General features: G+C 74.3%; 4 protein-coding genes and 1 pseudogene. All 5 read right to left on the bottom strand.

Annotated features, from left to right (window positions below; translation table 11 throughout):
• Nucleotides 1-8: 8 nt before the first annotated feature.
• Nucleotides 9-224: a DUF5988 family protein gene (locus ADK60_RS36965; RefSeq protein ID WP_159400730.1), complete on the bottom strand. Its 216-nt coding sequence runs from the start codon at nucleotides 222-224 to the stop codon at nucleotides 9-11.
• A 499-nt stretch (nucleotides 225-723) separates the two neighbouring features.
• Nucleotides 724-960 (bottom strand): acyl-CoA carboxylase epsilon subunit, encoded by a 237-nt coding sequence (locus ADK60_RS45360; protein WP_159400729.1) that lies wholly within the window; start codon nucleotides 958-960, stop codon nucleotides 724-726.
• 252 nt (nucleotides 961-1,212) lie between these two features.
• Nucleotides 1,213-3,024: a beta-ketoacyl synthase N-terminal-like domain-containing protein gene (locus ADK60_RS36955; protein WP_053651186.1), complete on the bottom strand. Its 1,812-nt coding sequence runs from the start codon at nucleotides 3,022-3,024 to the stop codon at nucleotides 1,213-1,215.
• A gap of 20 nt (nucleotides 3,025-3,044) precedes the next feature.
• Nucleotides 3,045-6,248 (bottom strand): annotated as a pseudogene (locus tag ADK60_RS36950) (type I polyketide synthase); the annotation flags it as partial.
• A 22-nt stretch (nucleotides 6,249-6,270) separates the two neighbouring features.
• Nucleotides 6,271-14,970, bottom strand: a complete 8,700-nt coding sequence (locus tag ADK60_RS36945) for a type I polyketide synthase (RefSeq protein ID WP_053651184.1) — start codon at nucleotides 14,968-14,970, stop codon at nucleotides 6,271-6,273.
• Nucleotides 14,971-14,979: the final 9 nt, after the last annotated feature.

The following is a 14,979-nucleotide window of genomic DNA, read 5'->3' as shown; positions in this document are numbered from 1 at the left end:
CTTCGCCGCTACTCGGCGATCCGGGTGCGGTAGCTCCAGCGGTAGAGGGGGACGTCCTGTCCTTCCACCTCCTGCATCTCGCCGGTCGAGGCGTAGTGCTCGTTGCAGCCGCAGTAGGAGATGACGGCCCGTTCGGTGTCGACCAGGGAGAGGTCCTCGACCCGGCACGCGCACGGCGCACCTTCGGGCCCGCCTTCGAGAGCGACTATCTCTTGCATATTCATGGCAATCACTTCGCGATCGGCTCTGGTCGGACAATCCCGCCAGGAATCGTGGGCGTTCCGTCGGAAGTCCTGGAAATGGGCAGGCGGGAATCGTCCTGCGTGGGAATCGTGGGAGGGTGCGCCGACCGGCGCACGGGGAGGGTTGTGCACCGTCGGCGGTGCTCCCTCGCGGACCAGCTGATTCCTTGCCTGTCGGGCGCGTTTGCGCGGAGGCGAAGGATAGTGGAGGGGCGGGGATCGTGCATGTCGGGTGCACTGCTCCCCTGGCGAACTTCTGACATCCGCTAATCCCCATTTAACCACTCTTGGTAGTTTTTGAAATAGGCCGCGAGTGAAATTTCGCAGGTCCCCGCTTTGTATGCAGTATGCGCACGAACCAACTGTGGCTCTGAGTGATGCGGCGACCACCGAGGCCCCCTGCGGACCGGCTCGCCCGGCCGGGTGAAGGCGGTCTTCGTGGCGCATTACGGCGTCCGCGGCGGTGCACCCGGTGGGCCGTTCACCGGTCCTGCTGCCGTGCCCAGGCCGATGCCGCGGACGGGCGTGCGGGGGAGCGCCAGGAGCCCGGCGTCCGGTAGCGGACCGAGGTCCAGGGGGCCGGCTCGTGGCGGTCGGCGGACGGTCGGCGGGTCCTGGGGCGGGCACTGGCGAGGACCAGCAGGGCGACCGCGAGCTCGACGGGGCCGGGAGCGCCCCGGAGCACGGCGACGGAGGAGGTGGGAGTGCTGAGGGGCACGCGGGCAGGCGCCGGACGGGGGACCGGCGCGGCCCGCGCGAATCCCGGCGGCGCGTCCGGGCCGGTGGCCGGGACCCGCCAGCACGGTGGGCGGCGTCCTCGGTGGCTCGGTGGCCCGTCGCGGCAGGGGATCCCGTCGGGGCAGGGGAGCCCGTAGAAGGCGGGCGGCGCGTCGAGGTGGTCGGGCCGGTCCGCCGGCGGGGCCCCGACCGCGGTCGGGGTGGCGATGGACATGCCGGAACCGTCGAGCGGTCAAGTACGCGTCGGGGCGGGCCAGTAGGTCCTGTGCTGGAACGCGTAGGTCGGCAGGTCGACCGTCCTGGCGCCGAGTCCGTCGAAGAGCGGAGTCCACGCGACCTCACCGCCCCGCACCCAATGCTCGGCCGCCTCGGCGATCGCACTCGCGCCCGGTCGGACCGCTCCTCGACCGCCGGTCCTGAGATTGCGCAGCAGTTCCTCCTCGGTGGCGCCGTGGACGATCGTCCGCTCCCGGAGCTGGGGTCGGGTCGTCGCGAGCGAGTACGCGATGTCGGTCGCGCGCCACGAGGGCCGGGAGGAGAGGAGGTCGTGGAGTTTCCTCCGCTGGCCGTCCAGGGCCTCCGGGGACTCCCCGGAGAGGATCCACGGCAGCGCCCCCTGCGGTGCGGAGAACGGTTCCCGGGGCGGATCGGGCCACTCCTCCAGCACGGCGTGGCCGATCGTCCCGCCGAGGCCGAAGGAGAAGACGCCGGCACGGCGGGGGCGCCGCCCTCCCGGCCACGGGCGCGCCTCGGTCAGGAGCCGGACCGTCCCGGAGCCCCAGTCGACCAGCCGGGTCGGCGCGTCCACATGGAGGGTGCGGGGCAGGACGCCGTGCCGCATGGCCTGGACCATCTTGATCACGCCACCGAGGGCGCCCGCGCACTGGGCGTGGCCGAAGTTGGACTTCATCGATCCGAGCCACAGGGGCTCGTCCCGGGGGCGTTCCCGGCCGTAGGTGTCCAGGAGCACCTGGATCTCGGCGGGGTCGCTCATCCGGGTCCCGGCCCCGTGGCCCTCGACGGCGTCGACCTGCGCGCAGGAGAGCCCCGCACGGTCGAGCGCCTCGCGGATTACCTGGCGGCGGGCGCCTTCGTTGGGGGTGTGGACGCCGTTGCGCGGTCCGTCCTGGCCGATCGCGGTGCCGCGGACGACGGCGAGCACGGGATGCCCGAGGCGCTGTGCGTCGGCGAGCCGCTCGATCAGGAGCATGGCCACCCCCTCGCCCGGCGCGGTGCCGTCGGCGGCGTCGGCGAAGGACCGGCAGCGGCCGTCGCCGGCGAGGTTGATCGTGGCGTGGAGCGAGCCGAGCAGGGACGGCGTGGACATGATGGCGGCCGCGCCGATCAGCGCCATGTCGATCTCGCCGAGGTGAAGGGCCTGGACGCCGAGGTGGAGCGCCGCCAGCCCCGAGGTGCAGGCCGAGTCGAGGGAGACGGACGCACCGGTGGTCCCGAGGGTGTAGGAGATGCGGGAGGCCAGCATGCCGCCGGCGTTGCCGGTGAAGTTGTACGTGCCCAGCGCGGGGAGCCGCAGGTCGCTCTGGTGGACCAGGTCGAGATAGTCGTGGTACATCTGCCCGATGTAGACACCGGTGCGGCTGCCGCGCAGCCGCCGGGGGTCGATCCGGGCGTACTCGACGGTCTCCCAGGCCACTTCCAGCAGCAGCCGCTGGTGCGGGTCCATGCTCAGCGCTTCCTGGTCGCCGATCCCGAAGAACGCGGCGTCGAACGACCCGGCGTCGTGCAGGAATCCGCCGCTGGTGATGTGCCGGGGCTCGCCCGAGGGCGCCAGGCCGATGTCGATCGGCCTCCTCCAGGCGGGCCCGCGTTCGGTCGGGAGGTCTCCGACGACGTCCTGGCCGCCGGCCACGACGTTCCAGAGCTCGTCGGGGCCGGACGCGCCGGGGAAGCGGCATCCCATCCCGACGATCGCGATGGGGCCGGAGCGCTCGGAGAGCATCCGCGCGTTCGTCCTCCGGAGCTTCTCGTTCTCCACCAGGGTGGCCCTGAGGGCTTCGACCACCTGGTCGTATTCCGTGGGCATCCTTCTTCTTCTTTCCGGTGTCAGGCGTTCTGCCGGTGTTCCAGGGCCAGTGCGACGAGCGCGGCGGCGTCCATGTGCGTGAGTTCCTCCTCGTCCGGGGCGGGGCCGGCCCCGCCCGCGTCCAGGGACTTCCGCTCCCGGGGGTGTTCGGGCCGCTTGGTGAGTTCGTCGAGCATCCGGCGTGCGACGGCGGCCGGCGTGGGCGCGTCGAGCACGATGGTGGTGGGCAGCTGCAAGCCGGTCAGATCGTTGAGCTCCTTGCGGAGTTCCAGGGCGAGAAGCGAATCGGCGCCCAGTTCCATGAAGTTGCTGTGTTCCTCGACGCTGTCCGGCGACGGGCAGGTGAGCACACGTGCCGCCGTCGTCCGCACCAGGTCGGAGAGTGCCGCGAGCTGCTCGGGCTCCGGCCGCCCGGCGACGAGCGCGCGCAGATCCGCGGTCTCGCGGGGCCCGTCGGTGGACCGTGCGAGCGGCTCGTCGGCGAGGGGGCCGTCGATCCAGTAGCTCTCGTGCTGGAAGGCGTAGGTGGGGAGGTCGATCGGACGGGCCCCGGCCCCGGAGAAGACCTCGGCCCAGTCCGGGTCGGCTCCGTGGACGAAGGCCTGCGCCAGCGCCCGGCGGAACTGTTCCGGCCCGTCCTCGTCCTGCGGCAGGGCGCCGACCGCCGCCGCGGTGCTGCGCCGGGAGTCGAAGGTGTCGGTGAGCGCGTCGAGGAGGACGGGGGACGGACCGCATTCGACGAAGAGGTCGAACCCGTCGTCGAGCAGCTTCCCCACGGCTTCCTCGAACCGGACCGGGTCCCGCAGGTTCCGGCACCAGTACTCGGCGCCGAGCTCCGTGCCGTCCAGCAGGTCCGCGGTGACGGTGGAACAGAGCGGAATCCGGCCCGGCGAGCCGCTGACGGGGCCGAGGGCCCGGAACAGCGCCTCCCCGGCGGACTCCGCCCGGGGGGTGTGTGCCACGCCCGTCCCCGGGACGCGCCGCGCGGAAACGTTCCGAGCCGCGCAGTGGGCGGCGAACTCGTCGGCCGACTCCTGCGGACCGGAGACGACCGTGCTGTTCGGGCCGTTGACCGCGGCGACATGGAGTCGGCCCTCCCACCGCCGGAGGTCGGACCGGACGCGCTCCGCGGGCAGCCGGACCCGCACCGAGGCGCCAGCCTGCGGCTGTCCCAGGCACCGGCCGCGTGCGGCGACGACGCGTGCGGCCTCGTCCAGGTCGAGGGCCCCGGCGACCAGGGCTGCGGCGATCTCGCCCGGTCCGTGCCCGACGACCGCCTGGGGTTCGACGCCGTGGGAACGCCACAGGGCGGCCAGGGCCACCGTGACGGCGAACAGGACGGGCTGCGCGACGTCCTCCCGGTCGAAGGGCGGGGCGGACGGGTGGCCGCGGAGCACATCGGTCAGTCGCCAGTCCACGTGGGGCGCGAGGGCCTTCTCGCACTGCTCGACGGTCGCCCGGAAGACACCGTTCGACTCCAGGTACGCGGCCGCGGTGTCCAGCCGGGTCAGTGCCTGTCCGGGGAGGACGAACACTGTCCGGTGGAGCGGCGCGGCGCCGCGGAGGACCTCGGCCGAGTCGGCGCCGGCGGCCAGGGCCCGGAGGCCGCGCAGTTGTCCGGCGCGGTCGTTCGCGACCACGGCGGCGCGGTGCCGGAAGGTGGTGCGGGTGGTGGCCAGGGACCAGCCGACATCGACGGAGCGGCTGCCGGGCACCGCGCCAAGGTGCGCCAGCAGGTTGCCGGCCTGGTCCCGCAAGGCGGCCTCGGAGCGGGCCGAGAGCGGCCAGAACCCCTTGTCGGTGCCGTCCTCCGGCCGGGACGGTCCGGGGTCGGAGGGGGTGAGGTCCCGAGGTGCCTCCTCGAGGATGAGGTGGGCGTTGGTCCCGCAGACGCCGCGGGAGGAGACGGCGGCGCGGCGCGGGCGTCCGGCCGGAGGCCACGGGACAGCGGCCTCCAGCAGGGCGACCGGGCTCTGCCGCCAGTTGACCTGCGGTGTCGGCGCGTCGAGGTTCAGGATCCGCGGGAGTTCGCCGTGCTCGAACGCTCCGATCATCTTGATGACACCCGCCACGCCCGAGGCGGCCTGGGTGTGGCCGAGGTTGGACTTGACCGAGCCGATGTACAGGGGGGCGCCGGAGGGGCGGGCACGGCCGTAGGCGGCCATCAGCGCCCGGGCCTCCAGCGGGTCGCCGAGGTGGGTGCCGGTGCTGTGCGCCTCGACGGCGTCGACGTCCGCCCCGGTGAGCCGGGCGTCGGCCAGGGCCTGGGTGATGACGCGCTCCTGCGCCTGGCTGCTGGGAGTGCCGAGCCCGTTGCCGGCGCCGTCCTGGTTGACCGCGCAGCCGCGGACGACCGCGAGGATGCGCCGGTTGTCGCGGACCGCCCGGGACAGCCGCTGGAGCAGCAGCAGGCCGACACCCTCGCTGAAGCCAGTGCCGTCGGCGCCTGCGGCGAACGGCTTGCACCGGCCGTCGGGGGCCAGGCCGCGCTGCCGGCTGTACTCGACGAACAGCTGAGGGGTGGCCATGACGGTGACACCGCCGGCCAGCGCCAGGTCGCACTGCTGCTGGCGCAGGGCCTGGATCGCCAGGTGGATGGCGACCAGGGAAGAGGAGCAGGCCGTGTCGACGGTGAGCGCCGGCCCTTCGAAGCCGAAGGTGTACGCGACCCGGCCGGAGGCGAAGCCACCGGCGCTGCCGTTCCCGAGGTGGCCCTCGTGCTCGCCGGGAAGCTCGGCGAAGCGGAAGCCGTACTCGTTGTACATCGAGCCGATGAACACGCCGGTGGGGCTGCCGCGGAGGCTGCGGGGCACGATCCTGGCCCGTTCGAGGGTCTCCCAGGAGACTTCGAGGAGAAGGCGCTGCTGGGGATCGATGGCGGGTGCTTCCCGCCGGCTGATGCCGAAGAACTCCGGGTCGAACCCGTCCGCGTCGTACAGGAAGCCGCCGTGGCGGGTGGAGCTGCGGCCGGCCGCTTCGGGGTCCGGGTCGTACAGCTCGCGGACGTTCCACCCCCGTCGGGTCGGGAACCCGGCGATCGCGTCGCCGCCGGAGGCGACGGTCTCCCACAGGTCCTGCGGGCTGCGGATGCCGCCGGGGTAGCGGCAGGCCGCACCGACGACGGCGATGGGCTCGGCCTGCTCGTCACGGGTCCGGGCCAGCTGCCGACGGGCTTCCTGAAGGTCTGCGGTCACCCATCTGAGGTACTCGAGGAGCTTCTCGTTCTCGGACACGACACGTTCTCCTTCAGGTGCGGTTGCGGCCGAGTTCACGGTCGATGAGGTCGAAGAGCTCGCCGGCGTCGGCGTGCCGCACCCGGTCGGCACCGTCGGACGTTCGGTCTGGCGTTCGGTCTGGCGTTCGGTCTGGCGTTCCGTCGGGCGTTCCGTCGGGCGTTCCGTCGGGCGTTCGGTCCGGCGTTCCGTCGGGGAGGCCGGCCAGGAGCTGGCGCAGCCGGTCCCGGGCCGCGGCGCGCGCCGGCTCCTGGGGCGGGAGCGAGGCCAGGGGAGCCGCGAGGGCTTCGATGGCGGCCAGCAGCTCCTGCCCGGGGTCGGCCGCGGGCGGTGCGAGTTCGCCGAACAGGAAGTCGGCCAGGGCCGTGGGGGTCGGATGCTCGAAGGCCACCGTGGCCGTCAGGGCGAGCCCGGTCGTCGCGGCGATCCGGTTGCGGAGCTCGACGGCGGCGAGCGAGTCGAAGCCGAGGTCCTTGAACGCGAGGTCCGGGTCGAGTCCGTGCCGGGAGGAGTGGCCGAGGACGGCCGCCACCGTGTCACCGACCCGCTCCCGCAGGAGTCGGCGCTGCTCCGGCTCGGGCAGACCGGCCAGGTCGTCGGCGACCGACGGGGCCCGCGGACCGGCGCTGGGCCGCCTGGGCACGTTGCGGACCAGGCCGCGCAGCAGCGGCGAGGCGGTTCCGGCAGCCAGGAGGGGCCGGAGCGCGGGAAGGTCGACCTGGACCGGGCAGAGCACCGGCGCCCGCAGGCCGAGACAGGTGTCGAGGAGCTGGAGCGCGTGCTCGGATCCGAGCGGCTTGATGCCGGCCCGGTCGATCCGGGCCCGGTCCACCGCCGTGAGGTGCTGGGTCATTCCGCTGGCCTCGCCCCACAGGCCCCAGCCGAGGGCGGTGGCCGGGAGTCCTTCGGCCCGGCGCCGGACACTCAGGGCTTCGAGGAAGGCGTTGGCCGCGCAGTAGTTGGCCTGGCCGGGATTGCCGAGGGCCGCCGCCAGCGAGGAGAACAGGACGAACGTGGACAGGTCCTTGCCGGCCGTCAGTTCGTGCAGGTTCCAGGCTCCGTCGATCTTGGGCCCGAGTACGCGCGCCAGACGTTCGGGCGTCAGGCTCGCCAGGGTGCCGTCGTCCAGCACACCGGCCGCGTGGACGATCCCGGTGAGCGGACGGTCCGGGGGGATGCGGTTCAGGGTCTCGGCCAGCGCCGTCCGGTCGGTGATGTCGCAGGCGGCGATGTCCACCTCCGCTCCGAGCTCGATCAGCCGTGCCTGGAGCCGGTCCGCTCCCTCGGCGGCGGGCCCGCTCCGGCTGACGAGCAGCAGACTGCGCACTCCCCGGGAGGTCACCAGGTGTTCGGCGAGCCGGGCGCCGAGCGTGCCGGTCGCGCCCGTGATCAGGAACGTCCCGGTGCCGGTCGTGGCCGGGGCCTCGGCCGGCTCGCGGGGGACCGGCCGGAGCAGGGGGGCGAGCATCGACCCGCCGCGCAGGGCGAGCTGGGGGGCGCCGTCGGCGACGGCGGCGGCCAGGACGTCCCGGCCGGGGTGGGTGCCCGGTTCCAGGTCCAGCAGGACGATCCGGCCAGGGTGCTCGGACTGCGCGCTGCGGGCGAGGCCCCATACGGTGGCTCCGGCCGGGTCGGGGCCGTCCTCGCCCGCCGAGCCGGGGGTCGCCCCCCACGTCGTGACCAGGAGCGGGACGGACGCGAGAGCGGGCTCGGCCAGGAAGTCCTGGAGCAGGCGCAGGGCGTACTGGGCGGCCCGGTGCGCGGCGGGCACGGTGGCGTCGGGCGCGGTCGGGTCGGACACGGTGGTGACGGGTGCGACGACGAGTTCGGGTACCGGCGCCCCCCGGGAGAGGGAGCCCGCGAGGGCGGGGACGTCCGGGAAGCACGGCGCGGGCGGGTCCTGCGGGAGGTGTCCCACCACCGCCCACGGGGCGGTGGCGGCCCCCGGGGGCGCGGACGCGGGCAGCGGCGACCACTCCACCCGGTACAGGTCCTCGTGGTGGGTGGAGACGATGGAGCGGATCTGGTCCGTGCTGATCGGCCGGGTGGTCAAGGAGGCGATCTCGGCGACCGGCGCTCCGGTCGGGTCGGCGATGGTGAGGGCGACGGCCTCCGCACCGATCGGGGTCAGCCGTGCGCGGAGCGCGGACGGTCCGGTCGCGGCGGGGACGACTCCGCTCCAGGAGAAGGGGAGCCGTACCGACCCCGGCGGGGTGTCGGTGTCGGGGAGCAGGGCGATCGCGTGCAGGACGGAGTCGAGCAGGGCGGGATGGAGGCCGTAGCGGTCGGCCTCCGCTCCCTCGCCGAGCGAGGCCTCGACGAAGAGGTCCGGACCCGAGCGCCAGGCGGCCGTCAGCCCCTGGAAGGCGGGCCCGTACTCGAGGCCGAGGTCGGCGAGGGTGTCGTAGTGGTGGGTGAGGTCGACTGGCTCGGCTCCGGCGGGCGGCCAGGCACCGGCGAGCGGCGGATTCACGGGGTCCGGCGGCGCGGCGGCGAGGACCCCCGAGGCGTACTGCTGCCAGGGCGCTTCGGCACGGTCGTCGTCGGTGGGCTGCGGCCGGGCGGAGACGGTGAAGGGGCGTTCCCCGGTCGCGGTGGCCTCGTCGACCACGAGCTGGAGTTGGGTGGCACCGCGCGGGGGCAGGGCGAGGGGCCGGTGGACGGTGAGTTCGCCGAGTTGTTCGAGCCCGAACCGCGCACCCGCCTGGAGCGCCAGCTCCACCAGGCCGGTGCCCGGGAAGAGCGTGGTGCCGGCCACGGTGTGGTCCGCGGTCCAGGGGTGCGACTCGGGGGAGATCTGCCCGGTCAGCACGGTCGCCCGGCCGTCGGCGAGTTCGAGCGCGGCGCCGAGGAGCGGGTGGCGGAGCGGCTGGAGGCCGGCGAGGCCGGCGTCGCCCGGGCCGGCGGTGTGGTTCAGCCAGTAGCGCTGCCGCTGGAACGGGTACGTCGGCAGGGTGACGGGGCAGGCCCGGGTCTCGGGGTGCACCTCGTCCCAGTCGACCTGCCCACCGTGGACGTGGGCCTCGGCGAGGGACCGCCGGAAGCGCAGTAAGGTCCCGTTGTCGCGCCGCAGGCTGCCCACCGCGCAGTGGGCGCCGGACCCGGGCTCGCTCAGGGCGTCGAGCGTGCGCTGGAGGGCCGTGGTGAGCACGGGGTGGGGGCTGCATTCGACGAAGGTGCGGAATCCGGCGGCGTGCAGGCTCTCGGTCGCGAGGTCGAGCCGGACGGGCGAGCGCAGGTTGGTGTGCCAGTAGTCGGCGGTCAGGGTGGTGGTGTCGGTGGCCAGGCCGGTCACGGTCGAGTAGAACGGGACGTCGGCCGGCCGTGGGCCGATGTCCGACAGTACGTCGGTGAGGTGCGCGCGGAGCGCGTCGACGTGCGGGGAGTGGGAGGGGTAGTCCACCGGTATCCGGTGGACCCGCACGCCGTCGGTCCGGCAGCGGTCGAGGAAGCCGTCGAGGGCGTCCGGGAGACCGGACACCACCGTCGCGTCCGGGCCGTTGACGGCGGCCACGGTGAGGCTGCCGGCCTGCCCGTTGATCCGGCGGCCGACCTCGTCGGCGGACAGCGCGACCGAGGCCATGCCGCCGGTGCCGGCGAGAGCGGTCAATGCCTTGCTGCGCAGGGCCACCACGCGCGCGGCGTCGTCCAGGGTGAGGGCCCCGGCGACGTACGCGGCCGCGATCTCGCCCTGGGAGTGGCCGACCACGGCGTCCGGGTGCACACCGTGGGCCTGCCACAGTGCGGCGAGGGAGGCCATCATCGCGAACAGGACGGGCTGGACCACGTCGACACGGTGCAGGTCCGGAGCCCCCGCCGCGCCCGCCAGGACGTCCAGGAGGTCCCAGTCGGTGTAGGGGGCCAGCGCCCGGGAACAGCGGCCGAGTTCCTCCCGGAAGGTCCCGCTGCTGTCCCGGAGCTCGTGGGCCATCGCCTGCCACTGGCTGCCCTGGCCCGGGAAGACGAACACGGTCTTGCCCTGCTGCGCCGCGACCCCTTGGACCAGGGCCGGGTCGGGGCGCCCGTCGCGCAGGGCGGTGAGGGCGTCGGCCAGCTCCTGGGGACCGGTGGCGGTGATCGCGGCCCGGTGCGGGAAGTGCGGGCGCCGGGCGAGCGCGGCGGCGATGTCGGCGAGACGGCCTTCGTGGCTCAGCTCCCGGAGTGCCGCCGCCTGGGCCTGGAGCGCGGGCGCGGTCCTGGCCGACAGCAGCCAGGTCACCGGCGCCGAGGGGGACGCCGCGCACGGGGCGCTCTCGGGCGCCGCCGCTTCCTGCGGTCCTTCTTCGAGGATGACGTGCGCGTTGGTGCCGCTGTAGCCGAAGGCCGACACCGCGGCGCGGCGCGGGCGGCCTCCGCTCCGCCACGGGAGGCTCCGGGTGAGCAGCGAGACGGTTCCGTCGGACCAGTCGACGTGCGGGGTGGGTTCGTCGGCGTGGAGGGTCTGCGGCATCAGCCCGTGGGTGAGCGCCATGACCATCTTGATGACGCCCGCGACGCCGGCGGCCGCGACGGTGTGGCCGATGTTCGACTTGACGGAGCCGAGATGGAGCGGCTGCCCGGCGGGACGGTCCCGGCCGTAGGCGGCCAGGAGGGCCTGGGCCTCGATGGGGTCGCCGAGCGCGGTGCCGGTGCCGTGGGCCTCGACGACGTCGATGTCGGCGCCGGTGAGCCGGGCGTCGGCGAGCGCGCGGGCGATGACCCGCTGCTGGCTGGGTCCGTTGGGGGCGGTGAGGCCGTTGCTGGCACCGTCCTGGTTGACGGCGGAGCCGCGGATGACCGCGAGCACCGGCCGGCCCTCCCGGCGGGCGTCCGAGAGCCGCTGGAGCACCAGGATTCCCGCTCCTTCGCCCCACGCGGTCCCGTCGGCGGCCGCGGAGAAGGGCTTGCACCGGCCGTCGGGCGCCAGCCCCCGCTGGCGGCTGAACTCGATGAACGGCTGCGGTGTGGCCATGACGGTCGCGCCGCCGGCGAGCGCGAGGTCGCACTCGGCCCGGCGCAGTGCCTGGACCGCCAGGTGGACGGCGACCAGGGAGGAGGAGCAGGCCGTGTCGACGGTGATGGCCGGGCCCTCGAATCCGAAGGTGTACGCCACCCTGCCGGAGGCCACGCTGGTGGTGGTGCCGGTGCCGAGGTAGCCCTCCAGGTCGCCCGGCACGTACGCCAGCCGGGAGCCGTAGCCGAGGTTCACGACGCCGCTGAACACGCCGGTGGCCGTGCCGGCCAGTCGGTGCGGGTTGAACCCGCCGCGCTCCAGGGCCTCCCAGGCCGTCTCCAGGAGCAGCCGCTGCTGGGGGTCCATGGCCAGGGCCTCGCGGGGGCTGATGCCGAAGAACTCCGGGTCGAAGCGGTCGGCGTCGGTCAGGAAGCCGCCCCGGTCCGCGTAGGAGGTGCCGTAGTGGTCGGGGTCGGGGTGGAACAGGCCGTCCAGCTTCCAGCCGCGGTCGGTGGGGAAGGAGCCGATGACCTCCGCCGCGTTCGCCACCACCTCCCACAGCCCTTCGGGCGTGGTGACTCCGCCGGGGTAGCGGCACGCCATGCCGCAGATCGCGATCGGTTCCTCCGGCGCGGCCGGGGCGGAGCGCGTCGGCCCGGTCGCGGCCCGGCCGAGGAGCTCGGCCCGGAGGTGGGACGCCACGGCCGACGGTGTCGGGTGGTCGAAGACCAGGGTGGCCGGCAACCGGAGCCCGGTCTCCCCGCTCAGGCGGTTGCGGAGCCTGAGCGCGGTCATCGAGTCGAAGCCCATGGCCTTGAACGCCTGATCGGGGGCGATGGTGGCCGACTGCGCATGGCCGAGGACCGCCGCGGCGCAGTCGCGGACGAGGGCGAGCAGGGCGCGGTGCCCGTCGGCCTCGTCGAGGCCGTCGATCTTCCGGGCCAGGGGCGAGGCGGCAGCCGCCCGGTCCGGGCCGGCGGGCGCCGGGGAGGGCGGTGCGGTGCGCTCCCGCTGCGGTCCGGCGGCGTCCGCGGGGCCGGAGGCCGGCGAGGAGAGCCAGTAGCTCCGGCGCTCGAAGGGGTAGGTGGGCAGCGGGAGAAGGGCGTTCGCGGTGCGCGGACCGCCCCATTCGACGGGAGCGCCGGACACGTACATCTCGGCGAGCGCCTCGGTGAGGCATTCGGCTTCGGGGCGGTCGCGGCGCAGAGTGGGGGTGATGACCGCGGGGGCCTCGTCGTCGGGGAGACCGGGGTCGATCCCGGTCAGCACGGCGTCCGGGCCGAGCTCCAGGAACCGCACCGTTCCCAGTTCGTGGAGACAGCGCATGCCGTCCGCGAAGCGCACCGTCTCCCGGGCCTGTCGCGCCCAGTAGTGGGGGGAGGTCAGGGTGCCGGGCTCGGCGAGGCGTCCCGTCACGTCGGAGACGACGGGCAGGGCGGGCTCGTTGAGGCTCAGGGCCGCGGCGACGGTCTCCAGCCGGTCGAGCACGGGGTCCATGAGCGGTGAGTGGAAGGCCCGGCCGACCCGGAGCCGTCGGGTGCGGTGGCCGAGGCTCCGGCAGTGTTCGGCGATCCGCAGCACGGGGGCCTCGGCCCCGGAGAGGACCGTCGCGGCCGGACCGTTCACCGCGGCGACGGTCACCTCGGGTTCGGCGGTCAGCAGCCGGGCGATCGTCTCCTCCGAGGCTTCGACCGCCACCATCGCACCGGCCGGCAGGTCCTGCATCAGCTGTCCGCGGGCCGCCACCAGGGTGCAGGCGTCCTCCAGCGACAGCACCCCGGCGACGTGGGCCGCGGTCAGCTCGCCGATGGAGTGCCCCAGCAGGAAGTCGGGCCGGAGTCCGTGGTGTTCGAGGAGGCGGTACAGCGCCGTCTCCACGGCGAAGAGGGCCGGCTGGGTGAAGGCCGTCCGGTCCAGCAGGTCGCGCTCGTCCCGCTCGCCGAGGACGAGCTCGCGGAGGGGCGTGCCGAGGGGCGTGCCGAGGTGCGGGGTGAGGTGCGGGGTGAGTTCCTCGCAGACGGCGTCCAGGGCTTCGGCGAAGACCGGGAAGGCCGCGTGGAGTTCACGGCCCATGCCGTAGCGCTGGCTTCCCTGTCCGCTGAAGAGGAACGCGGTCCGGCCCGGCCTGGTGCTGCCGGTGACCAGGGCGGGGTCCGAGCCGTCGGCGGCGAGCGCCGACAGGGCCCGGCGGTGGTTCGCCAGCAGGACCGCCCGGTGTTCCAGGTGTGCCCGGCCGGCCAGGGTCGAGGCCACGTCGACCGGGTCGTGGCCGGGGTGGTCGTCCAGCCAGCCGGCGATCCGCCGGGCGTGTGCGCCGAGGGCGTCGCGGGTGCGGGCGGACAGCACCCAGGGGGCCGGGCCCGGCGCCGGGAGCGACTCGGCCGGGGGGTCGGCGGTGGGTGGAGCGGCCTGCTGGAGGATGACATGGGCGTTGGTGCCGCTGATGCCGAAGGAGGAGACGGCCGCGGTGCGCGGACGTCCCGTCGCCGGCCAGTCGGTGGCTTCGGTCAGCAGGGCGAGGTTCCCGCCGTCCCAGTCCACCTCGGACGTGGGCCGGTCGATGTGCAGGCTGGCGGGGAGCTCGCCGTGCTGGATGGCCTGGACCATCTTGATGATCCCGGCGACGCCGGAGGCCGCCTGGGGGTGGCCGATGTTGGACTTGACCGAGCCGAGGTGGAGCGGCAGCTCGCGGCTCTGCCCGTAGGCGGCGAGGAGGGCCTGGGCCTCGATGGGGTCGCCGAGCCTGGTGCCGGTGCCGTGGGCCTCGACGGCGTCCACCTCGTCCGGCCGGAGTCCCGCGTGGGCCAGGGCGGCTCGGACGACCCGCTCCTGGGACGGCCCGTTGGGTGCGGTCAGGCCGTTGCTGGCACCGTCCTGGTTGACCGCGGAGCCCCGGACGACGGCCAGGACGGGACGGTGATGGCGCTCGGCGTCCGCCAGGCGTTCGACGAGCAGCAGGCCCGCGCCTTCGCCGAGCACCGTTCCGTCGGCGCTCTCGGCGAACGGCCGGCACCGGCCGTCGGGCGAGAGCCCGCGCTGGCGGCTGAATTCCAGGAAGATGCCCGGGTCCGCCACCACGGTCGCGCCGCCGGCCAGCGCCAGGTCGCACTCCCCGTCCCGCAGCGCCCGGCAGGCGAGGTGGAGGGCCACGAGCGAGGAGGAGCAGGCCGTGTCGATCGTGATCGCGGGGCCCTCCAGCCCCAGGGTGTAGGCGATCCGGCCGGAGGCGACACTGGTGGTGTTCCCGGTCAGCAGGTAGCCGTCGACGCCTTCGGGGCCGTGGTGGGACAGGGAGGCGTACTCCTGGCCGATGATGCCGGTGAAGACACCCGTGGCCGTACCGCGCAGGGAGTGCGGGTCGACACCGGCCCGTTCCAGGGCCTCCCAGGCGATTTCCAGGAGCAGGCGCTGCTGGGGGTCGATGGCGAGCGCCTCGTGGGGACTGATCCCGAAGAACTCGGCATCGAACAGGTCGGCTCCGTCGAGGAATCCCCCTGTTCGTACGTAGCTGTGGCCGGGGCTGTCCGGGTCCGGGTCGTACAGGTTCTCCGGGCTCCAGCCGCGCTCGACGGGGAAGCCCCGCACCGCCTCCCGCCGGGCTGCCACGAGGTCCCAGAGCTCGTCGGGAGTGCTGACCCCGCCGGGGAAGCGGCAGGCCATGCCGACGATGGCGACCGGATCGTGGCGGTGCGCCTCGGCCTCGTGCAGGCGGCGGCGGGTCTGCCGGAGTTCGCCGGTCAGTTGCTGGAGGTAGTCCCGGGTCCGTTGGTCGATTGCCATGTCCTGGTG

It is taken from the genome of Streptomyces sp. XY431 (genome assembly GCF_001279805.1).
Lineage (GTDB): Bacteria > Actinomycetota > Actinomycetes > Streptomycetales > Streptomycetaceae > Kitasatospora > Kitasatospora purpeofusca.
This window is presented reverse-complemented; position numbering and strand designations above follow the sequence as displayed.